This is a genomic window from Microbacterium sp. SGAir0570 (assembly GCF_005491085.2).
Taxonomy (GTDB): Bacteria; Actinomycetota; Actinomycetes; order Actinomycetales; family Microbacteriaceae; genus Microbacterium; species Microbacterium arborescens.
Genome location: NZ_CP027929.1, coordinates 1347086 through 1365885, shown reverse-complemented (window position 1 = coordinate 1365885; position 18800 = coordinate 1347086). Strand labels below are relative to the sequence as shown.

The 18800-nt window shown below is 68.6% G+C and carries 20 protein-coding genes, 1 tRNA gene, 1 other RNA gene and 2 pseudogenes; 9 read left to right on the top strand and 15 right to left on the bottom strand.

The window, feature by feature from the left end; genetic code table 11:
• Positions 1-139 precede the first annotated feature (139 nt).
• Together C1N74_RS06465 and arr are read left to right on the top strand one after the other, a co-directional pair.
• A pseudogene (locus C1N74_RS06465) lies at positions 140-301 on the top strand (type I glutamate--ammonia ligase); the annotation flags it as partial.
• A gap of 109 nt (positions 302-410) precedes the next feature.
• Positions 411-818 carry an NAD(+)--rifampin ADP-ribosyltransferase gene (gene arr, locus C1N74_RS06460; RefSeq protein WP_137750206.1) on the top strand — a complete coding sequence of 136 codons (408 nt, stop codon included), beginning with the start codon at positions 411-413 and terminating at the stop codon, positions 816-818.
• Positions 819-824: 6 nt separating this feature from the next.
• Here the strand turns inward: arr and C1N74_RS06455 are convergent, their stop codons facing one another.
• Both C1N74_RS06455 and C1N74_RS06450 read right to left on the bottom strand, forming a co-directional pair.
• Positions 825-1496, bottom strand: a complete 672-nt coding sequence (locus C1N74_RS06455) for a triacylglycerol lipase (protein WP_181405586.1) — start codon at positions 1494-1496, stop codon at positions 825-827.
• A complete protein-coding gene (locus tag C1N74_RS06450) occupies positions 1493-2290 on the bottom strand; it encodes an alpha/beta fold hydrolase (RefSeq protein ID WP_258318034.1) in 798 nt (265 codons plus the stop codon). Before C1N74_RS06450 ends, C1N74_RS06455 begins: the two co-directional genes overlap by 4 nt.
• 98 nt (positions 2291-2388) lie before the next feature.
• On the opposite strand from C1N74_RS06450, the gene C1N74_RS16380 reads away from it, so the two are divergent.
• Entirely contained in the window at positions 2389-2532 is a 144-nt protein-coding gene (locus tag C1N74_RS16380; protein WP_023951353.1) for a hypothetical protein, read from the top strand.
• 3 nt (positions 2533-2535) lie between these two features.
• On the opposite strand, the gene C1N74_RS06445 is transcribed toward C1N74_RS16380, so the two are convergent.
• From C1N74_RS06445 to C1N74_RS06430, 4 genes are read right to left on the bottom strand one after another with little or no spacing between them, the layout of a single operon-like run.
• Entirely contained in the window at positions 2536-3438 is a 903-nt protein-coding gene (locus C1N74_RS06445) for a DUF808 domain-containing protein (protein WP_137750204.1), read from the bottom strand.
• Positions 3439-3446: 8 nt separating this feature from the next.
• Positions 3447-6437 (bottom strand): bifunctional [glutamine synthetase] adenylyltransferase/[glutamine synthetase]-adenylyl-L-tyrosine phosphorylase, encoded by a 2991-nt coding sequence (locus C1N74_RS06440; RefSeq protein ID WP_137750203.1) that lies wholly within the window; start codon positions 6435-6437, stop codon positions 3447-3449.
• A 4-nt stretch (positions 6438-6441) separates the two neighbouring features.
• Positions 6442-7779: a type I glutamate--ammonia ligase gene (gene glnA, locus C1N74_RS06435; RefSeq protein WP_064956796.1), complete on the bottom strand. Its 1338-nt coding sequence runs from the start codon at positions 7777-7779 to the stop codon at positions 6442-6444.
• A 33-nt stretch (positions 7780-7812) separates the two neighbouring features.
• On the bottom strand, positions 7813-8034 hold the full coding sequence (locus C1N74_RS06430; protein ID WP_137750202.1) for an SPOR domain-containing protein: 222 nt from the start codon (positions 8032-8034) through the stop codon (positions 7813-7815).
• Between the two features lie 78 nt (positions 8035-8112).
• Here C1N74_RS06430 and ppgK point away from each other — a divergent pair, with 78 nt between their 5' ends.
• Together ppgK and C1N74_RS06420 are read left to right on the top strand one after the other, a co-directional pair.
• Positions 8113-8937: a polyphosphate--glucose phosphotransferase gene (gene ppgK, locus C1N74_RS06425; protein WP_023951363.1), complete on the top strand. Its 825-nt coding sequence runs from the start codon at positions 8113-8115 to the stop codon at positions 8935-8937.
• A gap of 412 nt (positions 8938-9349) precedes the next feature.
• Positions 9350-9712: a hypothetical protein gene (locus tag C1N74_RS06420; RefSeq protein ID WP_137750201.1), complete on the top strand. Its 363-nt coding sequence runs from the start codon at positions 9350-9352 to the stop codon at positions 9710-9712.
• Between the two features lie 190 nt (positions 9713-9902).
• Here C1N74_RS06420 and C1N74_RS06415 read toward each other — a convergent pair whose 3' ends face one another.
• Entirely contained in the window at positions 9903-10388 is a 486-nt protein-coding gene (locus tag C1N74_RS06415) for a hypothetical protein (RefSeq protein WP_137750200.1), read from the bottom strand.
• Between the two features lie 435 nt (positions 10389-10823).
• Here C1N74_RS06415 and C1N74_RS16610 point away from each other — a divergent pair, with 435 nt between their 5' ends.
• On the top strand, positions 10824-11636 hold the full coding sequence (locus C1N74_RS16610; protein WP_258318016.1) for a hypothetical protein: 813 nt from the start codon (positions 10824-10826) through the stop codon (positions 11634-11636).
• A 75-nt stretch (positions 11637-11711) separates the two neighbouring features.
• Here C1N74_RS16610 and C1N74_RS16760 read toward each other — a convergent pair.
• Positions 11712-11990: pseudogene (locus tag C1N74_RS16760) on the bottom strand (helix-turn-helix domain-containing protein); the annotation flags it as partial.
• Positions 11991-12255: 265 nt separating this feature from the next.
• Between C1N74_RS16760 and C1N74_RS06405 the strand changes: the two are divergent.
• Positions 12256-12444 (top strand): hypothetical protein, encoded by a 189-nt coding sequence (locus C1N74_RS06405; RefSeq protein ID WP_137750198.1) that lies wholly within the window; start codon positions 12256-12258, stop codon positions 12442-12444.
• A 225-nt stretch (positions 12445-12669) separates the two neighbouring features.
• Complete coding sequence (locus tag C1N74_RS06400; protein ID WP_137750197.1) at positions 12670-13437, top strand: hypothetical protein; 768 nt, start codon at positions 12670-12672, stop codon at positions 13435-13437.
• Here C1N74_RS06400 and C1N74_RS06395 read toward each other — a convergent pair.
• From C1N74_RS06395 to C1N74_RS06385, 3 genes are all read right to left on the bottom strand, one after another.
• The gene (locus tag C1N74_RS06395) at positions 13372-14049 is read right to left on the bottom strand and encodes a hypothetical protein (RefSeq protein WP_137750196.1); all 678 of its coding nucleotides are present in this window, start codon (positions 14047-14049) and stop codon (positions 13372-13374) included. The genes C1N74_RS06400 and C1N74_RS06395 overlap by 66 nt on opposite strands.
• A gap of 222 nt (positions 14050-14271) precedes the next feature.
• On the bottom strand, positions 14272-15123 hold the full coding sequence (locus C1N74_RS06390; protein ID WP_137750195.1) for a hypothetical protein: 852 nt from the start codon (positions 15121-15123) through the stop codon (positions 14272-14274).
• 14 nt (positions 15124-15137) lie between these two features.
• Positions 15138-15407 (bottom strand): hypothetical protein, encoded by a 270-nt coding sequence (locus C1N74_RS06385; RefSeq protein WP_137750194.1) that lies wholly within the window; start codon positions 15405-15407, stop codon positions 15138-15140.
• 191 nt (positions 15408-15598) lie between these two features.
• Between C1N74_RS06385 and C1N74_RS06380 the strand changes: the two genes are divergently transcribed.
• Positions 15599-15763: a hypothetical protein gene (locus tag C1N74_RS06380; protein WP_258318015.1), complete on the top strand. Its 165-nt coding sequence runs from the start codon at positions 15599-15601 to the stop codon at positions 15761-15763.
• 24 nt (positions 15764-15787) lie between these two features.
• Here the strand turns inward: C1N74_RS06380 and rnpB are convergent.
• The 4 genes from rnpB to C1N74_RS06360 all read right to left on the bottom strand — a co-directional run bounded on the left by rnpB (position 15788) and on the right by C1N74_RS06360 (position 18690).
• An RNA gene (gene rnpB, locus C1N74_RS06375) (RNase P RNA component class A) lies at positions 15788-16146 on the bottom strand.
• 41 nt (positions 16147-16187) lie between these two features.
• The gene (locus C1N74_RS06370; protein ID WP_137750193.1) at positions 16188-17876 is read right to left on the bottom strand and encodes a bifunctional 3'-5' exonuclease/DNA polymerase; all 1689 of its coding nucleotides are present in this window, start codon (positions 17874-17876) and stop codon (positions 16188-16190) included.
• A gap of 7 nt (positions 17877-17883) precedes the next feature.
• Entirely contained in the window at positions 17884-18615 is a 732-nt protein-coding gene (locus tag C1N74_RS06365) for a zinc ribbon domain-containing protein (RefSeq protein WP_088380338.1), read from the bottom strand.
• A gap of 1 nt (position 18616) precedes the next feature.
• Positions 18617-18690: transfer RNA gene (locus tag C1N74_RS06360), tRNA-Val, on the bottom strand.
• Between the last annotated feature and the right edge of the window lie 110 nt (positions 18691-18800).

Genomic DNA, 18800 nt, shown 5'->3' with positions numbered 1-18800 from the left:
GGCGTCGCCTTCGCGATGGGTTCGCATCGCTCAACACTTACTGCTCAAGGTCACCATGGAATGGTCAGCGCGGCTTACCCCTCTTGCCCGGCGCGACTTCGCCGGTGCGTCCTGGCGAATCGCTAGGCCAACACGCCACTCCCTCGAGGCGCTGCGCAACGACCACGAGTTCCTGCTGGCCGGCGGCGTCTTCACGCCCGAGCTGATCGAGACCTGGATCGAGTACAAGATCGAGAACGAGATCCAGCCGATCAACGCCCGTCCTCACCCTTACGAGTACGAGCTGTACTTCGGCGTCTGACGCCTCGGCTGCGACGAGCCCCGTCGCCCACTCTGCACGAGTCGGGCGGCGGGGTTCCGTCGTCGGTGCGCGCTTGCATCGCGGGCATCAGCGGAGCCATCCTTTTCGGGTGAATCTCTCCGACATCCCCGGACCGTTCTTCCACGGTACGAAGGCGTCGCTCCGCGTCGGCGACCTGCTCACCCCCGGCTTTCCGTCGAACTACCGCCCGGAGATCACGATGAACCACGTGTACTTCACGGCAGTGAAGAACGGCGCCGGTCTCGCGGCCGAGATCGCGCCCGTTCCGGGCGAGCCCCACGTCTATGTCGTCGAACCCACCGGCGAGTTCGAGGACGACCCGAACGTCACCGACAAGAAGTTCCCCGGCAACCCCACGCGGTCGTACCGCTCCGCCGCTCCCCTGCGCGTCGTCGGCGAAGTCACCGACTGGACCCGCCTGTCGGCCGAGGCGCTGCAGACGTGGCGGGAGCGCATAGATCGGATGGCGGCCGAACGCGCCGAGATCATCAACTGACGAGCCTCACTCGGCCAACCGCACGACCTCGGCGATGACCCGCGGGTGCGCGAGGATCCGGAAATGTCCTCCGGTCTCCAGTCGGACGTTGCGCGCGCCGTCGAGCTCGCTTCCGCCCGGGATGTGAGGGTCGAACTCGCCGTAGACCGACACGATGCGCGCGTTGGGTGCGACTTCGCGCGCCAGCGCCAGGATCCCGGGCGCGCTCGGCGAGAACGCACGCAGCGCGGGCACGAGCATGAGTCGGCCGTACACGGACCCCGCGAACGGGCTCGCGACGGCCACCATGCCCCGGACGCGGCTGCCGACAGCGGCATCCACCATGACCTGCTTGCCGACGAGCCCGCCCTTGCTGTGCGCGACGATCACGACGTCGTCGAGGTCGTGCTGCTGCAGGTACTCCGCGACGTGGCGGGCAGCACGCGGCACCGGCCAGCGGTTCCGCCCCAATGCGGTGATGACGTGCACCGGATGCCCGCGATCGTGCAGCTCGGTGATGAGCGGCTGGAGGAACCGCCACGTCTCGTAGACGCCGGGCAGCACCACGATGGGTCTACCTTCTCCCGACACGAAGTCGCCGGGATCCGTCCGCGAGAAGAAGGCTCGAACCTGCCACACGGCGGCGTAGGCGTAGTCCGCGACCCACCAGACGGCATTCCTCACGGGGCGGAAGGTCACGGGCCCTCCCCCGGCTCGCTCGACGCGGCGACGGCGAGGATGCCGCGAGCGACGGGCTCCGCCGCGGTGCGCTCCACGTGGTGGCCTTTCCCCGGCACGACCAGGACGCTGCCCCGTGCCGCTCGGCCGGCGAGGCGCTCGACCCACGCGTCCCCGGCGATCGGGTCGCGGCCGCCGCGCACGACAAGGGTCGGGACCTCGGCCACCGCCACGCGGTCCTCGATGGGATAGGCGAGCATATGGCGGACCTGCGCGAAGAACCAGCGCGGGCGGGTGCGGAAGTAGTCGAGCGTGACGCGGGCGTTCACCCGGGGCGGCTCGAGCAGTCCATCGCGGGAGAGTGCCAGGGCCTGCGCGCCGAGCGTGCGGTGGTGATCATCGACGACCGGGCCGATCAGGGCGAGCCCACTCACCAGATCCGGATGCCGCGACGCCGTCTCCACCGCCCACTGCGCTCCCATCGAGTGCCCGACGATCACGGCCGGTCGGCCGACCACGCGGCGGAGCAGTTCCGCAAGCGCATCGGCCATCATGGCGACCGGCACGTTCCGGTCCGGCACCGGCAGGCCCGCGAAGCCGGGCAGATCGATGCTGTGCACGGCTGCAGTCTGCGCGAGCAGCGGGTGCAGCCGCAGGAACGACCGATGCGACATCCCCACACCGTGGAGAAGCACGATAGCCGGGAAGGACGCCACCGCGTCCGAGCTCCAGACGCGGAACTCCAGTCCATCGAGGGAAAAGCGACGTTGCGAAGGTTCAACACGCGCCGCGCGGGGCAGCGTCGCGGTCGTCATCACTCCGTCAGGCTATGAGACGCATCGACCGTGAGCAGGCGGCTTGACTTCGTGTCAACCACCGTGACCGGATGCCGCCGCCACGGTGGACTGCTGTCATGACCGACGCATCCCGTGACCAGCAGCCCATCGCCGACCCCGCCGCGCAGGACACCGATCGCGATGACACCTCGATCGTGCCCGACCTCGACGCCGATCCCGTCGAGGCGGAGGAGGACCGGATTCCGGACGCCGAGCACTGACGCTCAGTGCGTGCCGGCGCCTCCGGCGTGCTGCAGTTCGCCGTTGCGGAGGCGCCGGAGCACGGTCAGCACCCCGACGATGACGAGGCCGACGAGCAGCCCGGCGACGGCCGAGACGGCGGTCTCACCGATCCAGACGACGACACCGCCCGCAGCTTCGAGAAGGTGCTCCACCCCGTGCAGAAGGTCGAGGGTGAAAGTCACACCCACCTCGCCGAGGTTCGCGAGCACGAGGTGTCCGCCGACCCACAGCATCGCGACCGTTCCCACGACGCTGATCACGCGGAACACGGCGGGCATCGACCGGACGATCCGCATGCCGGTGTGCCGGACGCGTGACGACGGGTTCTTCGCCATCCGCAGCCCGATGTCGTCGATCTTCACCAACAGGGCGACGGCGCCGTAGACGATCCCCGTCATGAGCAGGGCGATCACCGCGAGGACCGCCAGGGTCTGCCAGATACCCATCCTCTCGTCGAGATTCGACAATGAGATGAGCATGATCTCGGCCGACAGGATGAGGTCGGTGCGGACGGCGCCGAGCACGAGCTTCTTCTCGTCGCGCGGACCGTCGTCGTCCGCTCCGTGATGCACACCGAACCACTCCAGCACCTTCTCGGCTCCCTCGTAGCAGAGGAACATGCCGCCCAGGATGAGGAGGAAGGGCAGCACGGCCGGCGCGAACGCGGTCAGCAGCAGCGCCACCGGGATGATGATGAGGAACTTGTTCGCGATCGACCCGAGCGCGATCTTCGCCACGACGGGCAGCTCTCTGGCGGGGGTGATCCCCTGGACGTACTGCGGCGTCACGGCGGCATCGTCGATCACGACACCCGCCGACTTCGCGGAGGCGCGCAGAGCCGCGCTCAGGATGTCGTCGACGACAGCCAGCAGACCAACCGACATGTTTCCCCTTAGCCGTAGAAGAGCTTCTCGAACACGCGGCGGGCTTGACGCGCAGCGCGCATCCAATCCTCCTCCACGATGGTCGCCGATCGCGCCGGATACTCCAGCAAACGACCGATTCCGTCCAGTCGTCCGCGATCGGTCGGCAGGACGTCGCTCGTCTGTCCCGACAGCAGGGTGTTCGCCGACCGGAGCCGACTGGCCAGCCGCCACGCCGCCGCGAGCTTCTCCGCGGCATCGCGCGGGATGAGCTCGGCTTCGACGGCCGCCTCGAGGGCCGCGATGGTCGAGGTCGTGCGCAGGCCCGGCACCCGGTGGGCGTGCTCGAGCTGGATGAGCTGCACGAGCCACTCGACGTCGCTCAGACCGCCGGGACCGAGCTTGAGATGCCGAGAGCGGTCCTGTCCCTGCGGCAGTCGCTCGCTCTCGACCCGGGCCTTGATGCGCCGGATCTCGCGGAGACCTTGAGGATCGGGGGCCACCGGATAGCGCAGGTCATCGGCCAGCGCGAGGAAGCGATCGATGAGCGTCACGCTGCCCGCGACGCCACGTGCGCGCAGAAGGGCCTGCGCCTCCCACGACAGGGACCAGCGCCGGTAATACTCAGCGTACGACTCCAGCGAACGCACGAGCGGGCCGTTCCGCCCTTCGGGTCGCAGCCCCGCGTCGAGCTCGAGCGGCAGGCGATGATCCTCGGAGTATCGGCGCACACCCTGAACGAGCTGGAGGGCGAGTTCCTGAGCGCGCTGCGCCGGCACGCCGTTCGCGTCGAAGACGTAGATGATGTCGGCGTCCGAGCCGAACCCGAGCTCGGAACCCCCGAAACGCCCCATCGCGATGACGGAGAAATCTAGGCGGTCGTCTTCGGGCGGTACGACCTCGCGCCGCACGGCGCGCAGTGTCGCCTGGATCGTGACCTCCGTGACGGTGGTCAGGCCTTCGGCGAGCTCTTCGATCGACAGCTCGCCGACGACGGCCGCCATCGCGAGGCGCAGCAGCTCTCGCCGGCGGAGGGCCCGGACCGCCGACATCGCGTCGTCGATCGAGGCATGCCGGGTCTGAATGGCCCGCGCCTCTTCCTGAAGCACGAATCCGGGTCGGGGCCGCAGTTGATCGGGCGAATCGAGCCAGGCGATCGACTCGGGGATCCACTCCATCAGTTCACCGACGTAGCGCGAGCCCGAGAGCAGCCGGGTGAGACTCTCGGCGGCTCCCGACGAGTCGCGCAGCATCCGAAGGAACCACGGCGTGTTCCCCAGTCGCTCGCTGATGCGCCGGAACGCCAGCAGCCCGTAGTCGGGATCGACTCCGTCGGCGAACCAGCGGATCATGACCGGCATGAGGTGCCGCTGGATGACGGCCTTCCGGCTGAGGCCGCTCGTCAGCGCCCCGATGTGCCGCAGCGCGCCCGCGGGGTCACGGAACCCGATGGCGGCGAGCCGCGCCCTCGCTGCCTCGGGCGAGAGCGTCTGCTCGTCAGCGGGCAGCGCCGCGACCGCCGAGAGCAGCGGCCGGTAGAACAGCCGCACGTGGATCTCGCGCACCTCGCGCTTGATCTCCTCCCACACCGCGACGACCCGGTCGCCGCCGTCGCCGATACGCGACGACCGAGCGAGTGTGCGCAGCGCCGCCCCGTCTTCGGGCATGAGGTGGGTCCGGCGCAGTTCGCGCAGCTGCAGCCTGTGCTCCATGACGCGCAGACGCCGGTAGTCGAGCGCGAAGCGCGACGCATCTTCGCGTCCGATGTATCCCTCCGACACGAGCGCGTCCAGCGCGTCGAGAGTCGAGCGCTCCCGGATACGGTCGTCGGTCGCGCCGTGCACGAGCTGCAGCAGCTGGACGGTGAACTCGACATCGCGGATGCCGCCCGGCCCGAGCTTGAGCTGCCGCGCGACCTCGGCCGGAGGGATGTGGTCGGTCACCCGCTCCCGCATCTTCTGCACGCTCTCGACGAAGTTCTCGCGGGCCGCGCTCGCCCACACCATCGGTTGCACGGCGTCGACGTACTGCTCGCCGAGCTGCACGTCGCCGGCCAGCGGACGGGCTTTGAGCAGGGCTTGGAACTCCCAGCTCTTGGCCCAGCGGTCGTAGTAGGCGATGTGCGAGTCGAGGGTGCGCACGAGTGCGCCCTGCTTCCCTTCCGGGCGCAGGTTCGGATCGACTTCCCACAGCGGCGGCTCGATCTCCACTTCCGAGATGCCGCGCATCGTCTGGATTGCCAGCCGCGTGGCGATCTCCACGGCCTGCGACTCCGAGACGGTGTCTTCGTCAGCCGATCCTCCGACGAAGATGACGTCGACGTCACTGACGTAGTTCAGCTCGCGCGCCCCGGACTTGCCCATTCCGATGATGGCGAGGCGCGTCGCGGCGACCGCGTCGCGCTCGAAACGACCGGCACCCGGGACACCCGCGACGAGCCTGCTGCGTGCCACGGCGAGGGAGGCCTCGAGGGCCGCACCGGCGGCGTCCGCGAGCGCGGCGGCGACCGCGTGCAGGATGATCGTCGGATCGGATGCCGCGAGGTCGAACCGGGCGATACGCGCCAGCATTCGGCGGTACCGCACCCGCAGTGCGACCCAGGCGTCATCACCGGAGGACGCCGCGAAGCCGTCCTCGGCGCCGACGGCATCCAGCATCTGCACGATCAACTCGTCGCGTGTCGGGAGCCCGTCGCCCTCGGAGGCGAGATCGGCGAGCTCCTCGGGATGCCGCAGATAGAAGTCGGCCAGCCCGACTGACGCGCCGAGAACGGACCACACCGCCGCAGGCCGCCGTCTCAGCGCGTCGGTGACGATCTCGGCATCCCGCCGCGCGATGCGCAGCAGCGCCGCCACCGCTCCGTCGGGGTCCGCCGCCAGCTCCGCCGATCCGACGAGCTCCTCACGCTCGATGCCGGTCAGCTCGGTGAGCTCGGCGAGGTCGGCGTCCGCGCGCGCGAGGTCATCGAAGCCCGCCCGGGCCAGCCCCGTCAGCCCGGTCGAACGAGGGGACCGGGTCATGGCCTCAGAGCATCTCCAGGTTGCTCTTGAGCTCGAACGGCGTCACCTGTGCGCGGTAGTTCTGCCACTCACGACGCTTGTTCAGCAGCACGTAGTTGAAGACCTGCTCGCCCAGCGTCTCGGCGACGAGCTCGGACTCCTCCATGTACTCGAGGGCGTGGTCGAGGCTCGCGGGCAGGGGCGCGTAGCCGAGGGCACGCCGCTCGGAGTCGGTGAGCGACCACACGTTGTCCTCGGCCTCGGCGGGAAGCTCGTAGCCCTCTTCGATGCCCTTCAGGCCCGCTGCGAGCAGCAGTGCATAGGCGAGGTACGGGTTGGCCGCCGAGTCGAGCGCGCGGTACTCCACACGCGACGACTGGCTCTTGTTCGGTTTGTACATCGGCACGCGCACGAGCGCCGAGCGGTTGTTGTGGCCCCACGTGATGAAGCTCGGGGCCTCGTCGCCGCCCCACAGACGCTTGTACGAGTTGACGAACTGGTTGGTGACCGCGGAGATCTCGTTCGCGTGGCGCAGGAGACCGGCGATGAACTGTCGACCGGTCTGCGAGAGCTGGTACTGCGCGCCCTCCTCGTAGAACGCGTTCACGTCGCCTTCGAAGAGCGACATGTGGGTGTGCATACCGCTGCCCGGGTGGCCGCTGAGGGGCTTCGGCATGAAGGTCGCGTAGACGCCCTGCTCGATCGCCACCTCCTTGATGACGGTCCGGAAGGTCATGATGTTGTCGGCCGTCGCGAGGGCGTCGGCGTAGCGCAGGTCGATCTCGTTCTGGCCCGGACCGCCCTCGTGGTGGCTGTACTCGACGGAGATGCCGAGGTCTTCCAGCATCCGCACCGAGCGCCGGCGGAAGTCGTGGGCCGTGCCGCCGGGGACGTTGTCGAAGTAGCCGGCGGAATCGACCGGCTCGGGACCGTCGGGCCCGTACGACGACGACTTCAGCAGGTAGAACTCGATCTCGGGGTGCGTGTAGAACGTGAATCCGGCATCGGCGGCCTTCGCGAGGGTTCGCTTGAGAACGTTGCGAGGGTCGGCGACCGCGGGCTGGCCGTCGGGCGTCGTGATGTCGCAGAACATCCGAGCGGTGGGGTCGATCTCACCGCGCCAGGGCAGAAGCTGGAACGTCGTCGGATCCGGGTGGGCGAGCAGGTCGGACTCATAGCTGCGCGTCAGCCCCTCGATGGCCGAACCGTCGAACCCGAGCCCCTCGGCGAACGCGCCCTCGACCTCGGCCGGCGCGATCGCCACCGACTTCAGGGTGCCGATCACATCGGTGAACCAGAGCCGCACGAACTTGACGCCGCGCTCCTCGATCGTTCGCAGTACGAAGTCCCGCTGCTTGTCCATCGCGTCCTCTCCGAGACAGGGTCGGATCCCAGACTACTGGCGGCGAGCGCCCTCCGACGGCGGCGTGCCCCAGTCGTCCTCGTGAGCCTCGTCCTCGCGCCACGCCTGCGCCCGCTGCGCCATGATCTGCGGCGCCCGGGCCGCCTCTTCTGCCGAGGTGAACGGACCGGCACGATCGGCGCCAGGCGACTGCTTGCCGCGCTCGACCTCGTGCGTCGTGAGGTTGTACCAGTACTCGCCGTCGCTCTCGGGCATGGTCGCTCCAGACTGCGCCTGCGGTGGCGCTCGGTCCGAGCCTAATCCGCGCGGCTCGTGCTCGATAGGCTGAGCCGTATGAGTGCGAGTGCGACGCGGGCCGTCGGAGTGGACATCGGGGGAACCGGGATCAAGGGAGCCGTCGTCGACCTGTCGACCGGCGAGCTCCTGACCGACCGCATCAAGGTCGCCACCCCGAAGGGCGCCGAGCCCGAAGACGTCCTGGATGCCGTCAAGGTCGTGCTCGACCGACTGGAGGTGACCGACGCGGGCGACGTGCCGCTCGGCGTCGCCTTCCCCGCGATCGTGAAGAACGGCCGCACCCTGTCGGCGGCCAACGTCGCCGACACCTGGATCGATTTCGAGGCCGAGAGCTTCTTCGAGAAGGGGCTCGGCCGTCAGATCCACTTCGCCAACGACGCGGATGTCGCCGGGGTCGCCGAGCTGCGTTACGGCGCCGCACGCGGCCAGGACGGGCTCGTCATCCTGACGACCCTCGGCACCGGCATCGGCTCGGCCATGATCTACAACGGCGTCCTGATCCCCAATTCCGAGCTCGGCCACGTCCACCGGGCGAAGCACGGCAAGGACGCCGAGGCGTGGGCCGCATACTCCGCGATGGAGCGCGACCAGCTCGACTGGCCCGAGTGGGCCGAGCGGCTGCAGTGGTACTACAGCCACATCGAGTTCCTCTTCTCCCCCGACCTGTTCGTCGTGGGCGGCGGAGTGTCCAAGCACGCCGACAAGTTCCTGCCGCTGCTCGACCTGAAGACGCCGATCGTGCCTGCCGTGCACCGCAACAACGCCGGCATCATCGGCGCAGCGGCTCTCGCGCTCGCGGGCGAACGCCCCGGTGTCCTCGACGAGACGACGGAAGACCTCGCCGGCACGACCGCCCACTGACCCGCGCGGCCGGTTTGCGGCGGCCCCTACGGCGTCGGGCGCACGTCGGCGGATCGAGCGCAGTTCGAGCCGCGCGCGATTCGTGGAGATGCGCCCCACCTCAGGCGGGCGAGGCGAATGGGCCGGCCTGTACGCCGGCCCCGAACCACCAAGATGAGACCATCGCCGGCGGGCCCCTTGGGCCCGCCTCTGCCGCTGCCACACCGTTCGCATGACTCCCGCGGATGTGATTCAGCTTCTTGCCCTCCTGCCCCGAGCCGGCGATAGCCTCGCAGAGGGTGCCAAGCGTCTGCGCGTGGGGTAGCGGCATTCCGTGGCACTCGGCACCGCTGATTCGCCCGCCAGGTGAGCCAACGGCCGGTGGCGGGCTCATGACTGCTGACGCTCAGCTAGCCTTTCGTAGACTCGCGGGATGAACCGCGTCCTTCTCCCGTCGACAGTGGCGCTCACCCTGCTGCTCGCCGGATGCGCCGTCTCGTCGCCCGAGGTGGAAGCCACTCGTGCGGCCACCCCACCCCCAGCACCAACTGCTCTCCCCACCCCGACCGAGATCGTTGAAACGCCCGTCGCTGACGAGGCCGACGCGATGAAGGATGTTTGGGAGGATGCGACGCCGGAGCAGCAGACGTGGGCGCTGCAGCAGATCGAGGCCGCGGCCGCCGAAGGCGACCCCACCACAGCCATCGTGAAACGGGCCGCGGAGATGGGCTTCACCGTCACACCTGAAGCTGTCGACGAGTTCCTCGCATGGCTTGCGACGCAGCCGACAAACTAGACGGAAACGACCCACCCTAGTAGCTCAGCCGCCGCGGAGGCCGGGCAACTCGTTCGCTGCTGAGGCGGGCTCGATCTACGGGATGTCGATCTCGTAGCTGCATCCGCCGCAGACGTACCCGCCTTCGACCGTGCGTAGACCTCGCAGCGCGGTTCCGAGCCGATGTCGAAGTGTCCGTCTCCGTCTCCGATCAAGACTCACCCGAATCAGTCCGCGCCCCGGATTCGCGAGGCTGGCGCGCCAGTCTGCGCCGGTGAGCGATCGCACCGACCACTGTGACACCCCACGCCCCGCCGAGCAGTAGGCCGCCGACGGCGAGAGCGACGTGCATCACCGCGCCGTCACCCATCGCGCTGACAAGCCACACGACCCCAAGCGCGAGCCAGACGATGGCGAGCATCACAGCCATGGAGAACGGTGGCCCGGCGTAGTAAGCCCACTGCCGCCGGAGGAATTTCGCGACTGGACTCGGTGGGTCGCGACGGATGTCTCGGGGATCAATAAGATCCCAGCGCTGGCGAAGGTCCGCAGCTTCGCGTTCCAACTCCTCGCTACGAGCGAGCGGTGCATCGTTGAGGGCGCCGGTCGGCTGCACGAGTTCTCGGAGCTCGCCGTAGATGACGGCTAGACGTCGCTCCGCCCTCTCCCGCCCGCTCAGCTCCCCCGACGCATCCACGGGAGCGAGCCTATCGACTGCCGATGTCGGCGTAGCATGTCAGCCTCTCGGCCGGAGGAATGGGGAACCCGACCACGAGGTCACCGCTCGAGCCAGAGGTGCAGCTCGACGTGCAGATGTCCGGGATCTGCGGCCGCAACCAGGACACACGCGACCCCGAACCCGTTGTCGCCGAACCGGGCGCCGCGGCGCGAGGCCGTGACGACGTTGTCGCGCGCCCGCCGGGATCTGGGCCGGCTACTCCGAGTCGCGCGAGACGCGGCCGCTCGCCGCCGCTCCACGCCGCATCCCCGGCGCAGAGGCATGGGTGGCGGAGGGCCTGCGTCGTCGCGGCATCCCCACGCAGAGTGCGCCGCCAGGACTGGACGCCCATCCTGCGCCCCATGACCACAGGGACGTAGCGTCATATCCTCGCGAACCGATAGCGTTCGGCTCATGAGTGCACAGGGGGACGTGTCGCGACGAAATGTGTTGGCCCTCGCAGGAGCCAGCACGATCACCGCGGCGGGCGCAGTGACCGTAGGGCTGATCTCGCCCGACGCCCGTGCGTGGGCGCGTCCCACCATCTATGCGGCGATCGGTGTTCCTGCCGCGGTCGCATCGCCCCCGCCAGCGGAGTACCGAATTGATGCGTTCGTCTCATCGAGGATCGCCCACAAGCCGTGGACGCCCGCCGACGGTGCTCGCCCCGTCGGGTTCGAGACCTACACCTGGACCGGCGTCATCACAGGCACATTCCCCACCGACTCCGAGTCCACACTCAAAGTCACGCCAGGAATCGCGCCGGAAGGCAGCCTGCAGTTCTCTGTCGCCTACAACGACATCCCCCTGAACGTCACCGACTCCGCCCACGCGATCTTCACCGTCCCGAACGTGCCGGAGACGAGCTTCCGCGGGAACCGACCCATCGTCGGCACCTCACTCGAGGCTCCACAGGTTGGAGGCGAATGGACCGAGATCATCGAACCCGCCCCGAACGTGTTCCGGGCCACCTCCGGCACCGTCGCCGAGGACAGTTCCCTCATTTCGGTCGAACTGCAGATCACGGGGATGGACGAGAGCTACGCACTGTCAGCGATCGAACTGGACTACGAACTCGACACATATACCGTTCCCGACCTGCCAGACCTCGCGAACGGGACGAACACGTTTACTCTCGAGAACCGCTATCCACGTCAGCCCCTCACGAGCGTGACCTTCAACTTCAACACCCCAGCCGGCGTCCGACGGGTCTACCTCCTGGCATGACGAGCGTGCGACGGCAGGCACGTCAGGGCTTGAAACCGCTACCCCTGGTGATTGCGCCCGTGGCCGGAACTGCGACGGCGCTGGCTCGGCGGCCAGCCGAAACGCCCGACGCATCGAGTCCGCATCAGCGAAGCCGCTGTGTTGCGCGACATCCTCGATCGTGAGGCCCTCCGCTCCAGGGTCCCGCAAGATCTCCTGCGCGCGCGCAACGCGAGCCAGACGGATCTCGCGCGCCGGGGACGTTCCCCGGGCCCGAAACACCCGCTGGACCTGACGCACCGACGAAGCAAGATCCCTCGCGAGGCTGACGCTCGTCAGCCCACCGTCCCGGCAGTGCGACGAGATCACTCTCATCGCCACTTCGAACAGCGCATCCTGCATGACCTCATTTTGCACCGCTCCTCGAATTGGCGGGCGCCGCGGTTACGGACGCGCTGCGCGAGATCCCCGGCGCTGAGGCGTGGGTAGCTGAGGGTCACCGTCGTCGCGGAATCCCCCGGCACTCGGCGCCGCTGATCCGCCCGTAAACGAGCAAACGGCGCGACCCTCACGTAGCCCCGACACGGCACCATAGGCTGGCCGCAAGCCCATTAGCGCATCCAACCGAGAGGAACCCACGATGACTACGAAGAAGGCTCGTCAGCTCGACCACGACGACCTCGGCTCCACCCTCACTCGAACCGACAAGAACGGCAGCACCACGATGGGCGTCTTCGAGAGCGCGGGCCTCGGCTCGTTCGGCATCCGCGTTCAGTACGGCGAGTACAGCGTCATCCTGCAGCCCGACGATGTCGTCGATCTGACCTGACCCCCTAGGTCACCACAAAACGGCCCATAGACTCCGCGCGGTCGGAAGGTCAGATCCCCTCCCGGCGGAAAGGACCATGATGGACCATACGGTCGCGCTCATCGCGCTTCTGGTCTTCGTCGCAGTCGTCAAGAGCTGACCGCGCAACGAACGAATCACCCCCGGCGTCCACCCACCCGAAGATGAGGGGCGCCGGGGGCGTTTCTGGACACGTGGGTGTCGGCGGTGGCAGCGACCGCGACCGTCGCAGCAGTGGTTGTCGCGCTCGTCACCTCTAAGAACGCGACTGGTCTGGCCCGGGAAGCGAACGCCATCGCATGGGCTGCGATACAAGCGCAACGCGAATCGGTCGCCTCTGAGTTCGGGTGGCGGCGTGCGGCCGCGCGGCGAGAAGCGGGAAGCCGGTTGATCGTCTGGCTACCGAGGTACATCGCTCTGGACGATGAGAGGCAACGGCGCGCGAGCTTCGGAGGCCAGGATCGCCGGCTATCTGAGGACGAGGTGCAAGTTCTCCACCCCGGCGGGATGGCAACTCAGCTGGAAGCGGCCGGCTACGCGCATATGACCGAACTGCTCGCACATCTTTCAGTCTGGGTGTCAAACACGCCCATCTCGTCGCCGGACCCGGAGGAGCTGTGGGCCGGCGACGACCGCCTCACCAAGATGACGTGGCAGCTCAGAACCGCCGTGGACCGGTGGGAGCGCGATCCAGATCCGGAAGCCACCCTCTACCGAGCATTCCGGGTGCTCGACGCCGAGGCGGACGCGAAGTGGCCGACAGCCGGCGCTTGGGACTGGGCAGCCACCCATTTCCAGAACGCTGAGAGCCGCTCACGGTGGCTGATCTGCGGCTACTGGTCTACGCGAAAGCGCCTCGGCGTCCGCCACCCGAGTGGGAAGGTCGCGGGGGTGATTGTTCCGCTGCTCTCAAGCGGGCCGTCGGTTACTCGTCGACCCTTGCCACCGCGACAAGTCTGGACGGGCTCCGTCTAGCGTGATCAGTAACTCGTCGGCGACCGTGCGAACCGCCCACGGAAGCGGGCTCTCGAGCATCGGTTGCTCCGCACCGGTCTCGTCCTGATAGATCCAACCCAACCCTTCGGTCTCGATGCGAGCTACATCATCGGGCACCACTGGATCCAAGTGGGCACCCCCAGATTTGTTTGCGAGTGTCAGCGTGATCATCTTCCGCGACCATTGCTCCGAGTCGAAGACGAGCACCAATTCCGTCCACCAAGACTCGAAGTGGGTCCACCGCGTGCTCCAGTCCCCGGGGTTAAGGAAGAGGGACTGGTGCGTTGGCGGCCCTTCGGCGCGTATGACGGTGCCGACGAGGCTCTGACTGTACGCGACTTCACCGCGTCGGATCTGACTGCCGATCTCCTCGAGGCGACGGTTCTCTTCCTCAGCGTTGTAGGCGCCGCTGAACCAACGTATCTCTGTCAGCACGCCAGCTTGGATAAGCATGGCGTGTGAGGTGCGCGTCTGGTGTACGAGGTTGCGCACATTCACGGCGACCATCTTGGCGAAGTGCAGCCGTCCGGAATCGAACTGCTCGGCGCTCGCTTCGATGAACTCGATCTGCTCGCGGATGTTGGCGATCACGCTCAGCGCATCTCTCGGGGTCCCCATGCCCGAGACACTGCCCAGAGCCTCAGACGTCCGAGGCTGCTATCTCGATGACCAGTTGACGCAATTCGGCCCTCTTCGCGGACCCGAACTCCGCGCCCGTAGAGGTCTCCCACCATCCCTCCGGTGAATCCCTCTCCTCCGCGTCAATCCCGGAAACGATCTGATCCAACCGAGCGAGCGCGGCTTCTACGCTCATCATGCGATCGTCGCGGGGTCGCGCCATGTGTCGCCGAAGTAGCGGCCGCCGGTGCCGTGCATCTGAGCGTGCTTGGCAGCGAACTGTGCCTCGGCGTCAGCGAACGATCGGCCGGAGACGGTGAGGTCCTCGAGCACGAAGTCGTAGACGATGAAGTCCGCGGCCTGGTGCAGCGCGGCCGCGGTGAGCGGTCCGCCGGAGAGGAACCACTGCACCAGGCTCGTGATGTCGACGGGCCGGGACGCGTCCTGTCCGCGGCCGGCCGCCGATACCCGCATCAGCCCGGGCGACGGCGAGGTCGTGCGGTTCGGAACCGGCACCCCAGACACCCTGCTTGCCGGAACGTTCTGCCCTTCCTGGACGGCGACGGCGAAGGTGCTGCTGTTCTGACCGATGCGGGCGAAGTGCGGGGTCTGCCCGCTCTGCCCGGCGCCGGTGACGCGCATCGACATCGAGATGTAGAACATGTGCGCCTTGTTCGCGAGGATCCACGCCTGCATCTGCGGGGACATCAGCAGCTGGTAGACATGCGCGGTGACGTCGGCGGTGCGCGAGGACGCGATGTACAGGCCGCCCTTGCTGGTGCGTTCGACGACGCCCTCGCCGACGCCGATCGAGTTCGCGACGGAGATCTGGGTCTGGGAGAGCTGCCCGACGCCCATCGTCTCCGCCGCGATCGTCTCGACGAGGTTCGGAAACGCGCCGATTCCGGTCGGCCGCGGGTTCGCGGGGTGGGTCGGATCGAAGTAGATCAGCGACCCCTTCGGCGCGACCCGGTTGTCCGGCGGCGGGACGGGGATCGCGGTGTTCGGCACGAGCGTGGGGATGGTGATTGCGTTGAAGTCGACCATGGTGGTGTCCCCTCTCAGTGAACGTTCGCGAGCATCGCGATGACGGCGCCGGGGTTGGTGCCGTCCTTGAAGGTGAGACGCAGCTCGATCCGGCACCGCGGGTTGAAGGTGCGGACGCTGCGGACGATCGTCGCCGTGGTGCTGCCTCCGAGGCCGTCGCCCTGGTCGGCGATGACTCCCCACGCGCCGGCGGATGCCGGGAGCGAGTCGATCGGAGCGTTCGGCTTCCCGAAGCCGCGCTTCTCGGCGACGTAAGTCGCGGTCTGGAGCTCGGTGAAAGGCACGTTCTGAGGCTCGGAGTACTGCGGGCCGAATGTGTGCTCGATCACGTCGAGGAGACGCGCCTCGATGCTCCACTCGGTGGCGCCGCCGACGACGCCGCGGACGTTGATGGTGAAGGTGACCCAGTCCCCGTCGACCTGGAAGTTGACGTGGTTCTGGGGGAAGATCAGGCCGGTTGCGATACGGCGAGTCGGTGAAGACGGTGCAGGGCCGTCTCGGGCACAAGTCCGCCACGGAGACCCTGGACACCTACGGCCACATGTGGGCAGACTCCGACGACCGCACGCGCGAGGCCGTGGACAGCGTTCTCGGCGCTCGTGCGGACTCTTCGCGGACCGCGGACGACTCGAACGCCTGAAAGAGCAGGTCAGGGCGGATAAGGCGAATGGGCCGGCCTGTACGCCGGGTTCTGTCCTGGGGCGTGAGCCCCGTGGACGGCCATCTCTCTCGGCGACACGTTGCCGTGCCGCTCCAGCGGTCTACCCGGGGACTCGGCGGACCGCGTCAACATCCCCTGTCTGACCTTGCTCCGGACGAGGTTTACCGTGCGAGTCGTGTCACCACGACCCCGGTGGTCTCTTACACCACCCTTTCACCCTTACCGGCGCGAACGCCGGCGGTCTGCTTTCTGTGGCACTGTCTCGCGGATCACTCCGGGTGGGTGTTACCCACCGTCCTGTCCTGTGGAGCCCGGACGTTCCTCGGTGCGGTTGCCCGCCACGCGACCGTCCAGCCGACCCATTCGCCCGTCGAGTCTACCGGCGGGCCGCCTTCGCCCGTCGTCAGCTCTTGTCGGCGGATGCCGCGATGCGCACGTCCAGCAGGAAGTCGAGGGGCAACGAGCCGAAGAGCAGCCGCCCGGCGGCATCTGCGGCCTCGCGAACGGCTGCCGCAGCGGCCTCGGCGTGTTCAACCGGGGTGTGCACGATGATCTCGTCGTGCAGGAAGAACGCCAGGTGCGCCCGCCCCGTCACGGGGTGGTCTCCGACGCTCGGAAACGACACCAGGCGCTGCCGCAGGTCGGCGAGCCAGGCGAGCGCCCACTCGGCGGCGGTTCCTTGGACGACGAAATTGCGCGTGAAGCGGCCGCGCTCGCGGGCCCGTGACCGGGCGAGCGTCTTGATGGCGTCGGATGCCTCGGGCTCGGCGGCATCCGCTTGGAGGTCTCGCCACCCGGCTGACGGGGCCGGGCTGGTGCGCCCGAGGAGCGTGCGCACCGAGCCGCCCTCCTCACCCACGCGCGCCGCGTCGTCGACGAGGGCCATCGCCCGCGGGTAGGCGCGGCGCAGCGACGGGACGAGCCGGCCGCTGTCACCCGTCGTCGCCCCGTACATCGCACCGAGCAGCGCCATCTTCGCCTCCTGGCGCGTCGGGACGGTACCGCGTGCCACGATGCCCTCGTACAGGTCGCGCCCCCGCGCGGCGTCTGCGAGAGCGAGGTCTCCGGACATCGCCGCGAGGATGCGCGGCTCGAGCTGAGCGACGTCCGCGACCACCAGCTGCCACCCCGGGTCGGCTCGTACCGCCGGCCGCAGCATCCGCGGCAGCTGCAGCGCTCCCCCGCCCGATGACGCCCAGCGCCCCGTGACGACTCCTCCCGGCACGTAGACCGGACGGAACCGATCGGTCGCGATCCACTCGTCCATCCACGCCCAGCCGTTGGCGCTCAGCAGCCGCATCGCGCGCTTGTAGGCCAGGAGCGGCTCGATGACCGGGTGGTCGTGACGTCGGAGCTCCCACTTGCTCGTCGACTCAACGAGCACACCCACCCGGTGCAGCGAGCGCAGCAGTCGCGGCTGCGAGTCGAGGCTCGCCGTCGGATCGCCGAGGGCGGCCCGCACCTGGTCGGCCAGGTCGCGTACGAGACTCGGCAGCTCACCCGGTCGCGGACGTGGACCGAGCGCGTCGGCGAGGATCGCGTCGTGCACCTCGCGGCTCCACGGGACGCCGGCGGTATGCAGTTCGACGGCGACGAGCGCTCCAGCGGACTCCGCAGCCGTCAGCAGGCGCAGTCGGCCGGGGTCGGTCGCGCTCTCGATCGCCCGGGTCTGACGCGCGAACTCCGCCAGCGTCGCGTCGAGGTCGTGCGGGAGCGCGTCGGCGGCCGGCTCGAGCGAGAAGAGGACGTCGCGGTCAGACACCGGGTCGTCCGGCGCAGCATCCCAGACGGTCGCCGCCCGCAGCTTCGCGCCGTCCGTGACGAGCGAACTGTCGCGAAGAATCGCATGGCACAGGCGCACATCGTGGCACCGCGCGACACGCACCCCCGCGGCGAGGATGTCGTGGTACCAGGCCGTCGTATCCGACCAGATCCATCGTGCGTCGGGATCGGCTGCGATCTCACCCGCCAGCTCGCCAGCGTTGACACGACCGCGCTCGATCACCGCGCCGGCGGCATCCACGACCGCGATGTCGATGTCGCCGTCACCGCGGCGGCCGACCGCGCGCCAGCGGGCGCGCACGGCCGTCATCGACGGATCACAGACCGGATTCGTCGGTGCGGACGAGGATGCAGCCGCACTCGGGGCACGTGACGACCTCGTCGGCAGCAGCCTGTCCGATCGCCTTGAGGTCGGTTCCGGAGAGCTCCATGTGGCATCCGCCGCACGTGCGGCGCTGCAGGAGACCGGCGCCCGGCGTCCGCTCGGCGAGCGATTCGTAGCGCGCGAGGAGATCTGCCGGCACCTTGGCAGCGACCGCGGCGCGGTCACGGGTGGCGGCGTCGAGGCGCGCCTGGGCGTCCGCGACAGCGGCCTTGCCCTCGGCGCTCAACCGACCCCCCTCGTCGTTGACCTCGGCGATCAGGGCCTGCTGCGCGGACACCGCGGCCTCTGCGGCCTCCAGGCGCTCCATGGCCTCGAGCTGCGCGTCTTCGAGCTCGCTCTTTCGACGTGAGAGCGAAGCGATCTCGTGCTCCAGGCCCTGGGCATCTTTCGGGTTCGACGTCGCGGCCAGTCGCTCGGCGTCGCGCGCGGCCCGCGCGTCGACCACTGCGACGTCCGAGGCGATGCGCTTGAGCTCGGCCTCGATGTCGTCGCGCTTGCCGAGAAGGCCCGTCAGCTCGACGGAGAGCTCCTGGCGGCGTACGAGCAGCTCGTTGACACGCGCAGCCTGAGCCGGATTGCGCTTCGCGGCCTCCGCTCCGCGCGCCTGCGCGTCGAGGCGGGCGATGTCCAGCAGCAGCAGCTGATCTGCGGGGGTGGCTTTCATGTGGGCCCAGAGAGACTCGAACTCCCGACTCCCTCGGTGTAAACGAGGTGCTCTAACCAACTGAGCTATAGGCCCCTGGTCTCAGTGTACGAGAGCGCCGACCCCTCCGAGCGTGAGTAGGCTGTCGTGCGGTGCTTGTGCGCGCCCGACAACGCCCGCGCCCTGCCCGTGGTGATTACCTGGCA

What these genes read in the sequence shown, in the direction of transcription:
- C1N74_RS06370 (WP_137750193.1), bottom strand. Translation starts at nt 17,876, where the DNA reads ATGACGGCCGTGCGCGCCCGCTGGCGCGCGGTCGGCCGCCGCGGTGAC.
- C1N74_RS16610 (WP_258318016.1), top strand. Translation starts at nt 10,824, where the DNA reads ATGAGTGCACAGGGGGACGTGTCGCGACGAAATGTGTTGGCCCTCGCA.
- C1N74_RS06420 (WP_137750201.1), top strand. Translation starts at nt 9,350, where the DNA reads ATGAACCGCGTCCTTCTCCCGTCGACAGTGGCGCTCACCCTGCTGCTC.
- C1N74_RS06430 (WP_137750202.1), bottom strand. Translation starts at nt 8,034, where the DNA reads ATGCCCGAGAGCGACGGCGAGTACTGGTACAACCTCACGACGCACGAG.
- C1N74_RS06405 (WP_137750198.1), top strand. Translation starts at nt 12,256, where the DNA reads ATGACTACGAAGAAGGCTCGTCAGCTCGACCACGACGACCTCGGCTCC.
- C1N74_RS06440 (WP_137750203.1), bottom strand. Translation starts at nt 6,437, where the DNA reads ATGACCCGGTCCCCTCGTTCGACCGGGCTGACGGGGCTGGCCCGGGCG.
- ppgK (WP_023951363.1), top strand. Translation starts at nt 8,113, where the DNA reads ATGAGTGCGAGTGCGACGCGGGCCGTCGGAGTGGACATCGGGGGAACC.
- glnA (WP_064956796.1), bottom strand. Translation starts at nt 7,779, where the DNA reads ATGGACAAGCAGCGGGACTTCGTACTGCGAACGATCGAGGAGCGCGGC.
- C1N74_RS16380 (WP_023951353.1), top strand. Translation starts at nt 2,389, where the DNA reads ATGACCGACGCATCCCGTGACCAGCAGCCCATCGCCGACCCCGCCGCG.
- C1N74_RS06390 (WP_137750195.1), bottom strand. Translation starts at nt 15,123, where the DNA reads ATGGTCGACTTCAACGCAATCACCATCCCCACGCTCGTGCCGAACACC.
- C1N74_RS06450 (WP_258318034.1), bottom strand. Translation starts at nt 2,290, where the DNA reads ATGACGACCGCGACGCTGCCCCGCGCGGCGCGTGTTGAACCTTCGCAA.
- C1N74_RS06365 (WP_088380338.1), bottom strand. Translation starts at nt 18,615, where the DNA reads ATGAAAGCCACCCCCGCAGATCAGCTGCTGCTGCTGGACATCGCCCGC.
- C1N74_RS06445 (WP_137750204.1), bottom strand. Translation starts at nt 3,438, where the DNA reads ATGTCGGTTGGTCTGCTGGCTGTCGTCGACGACATCCTGAGCGCGGCT.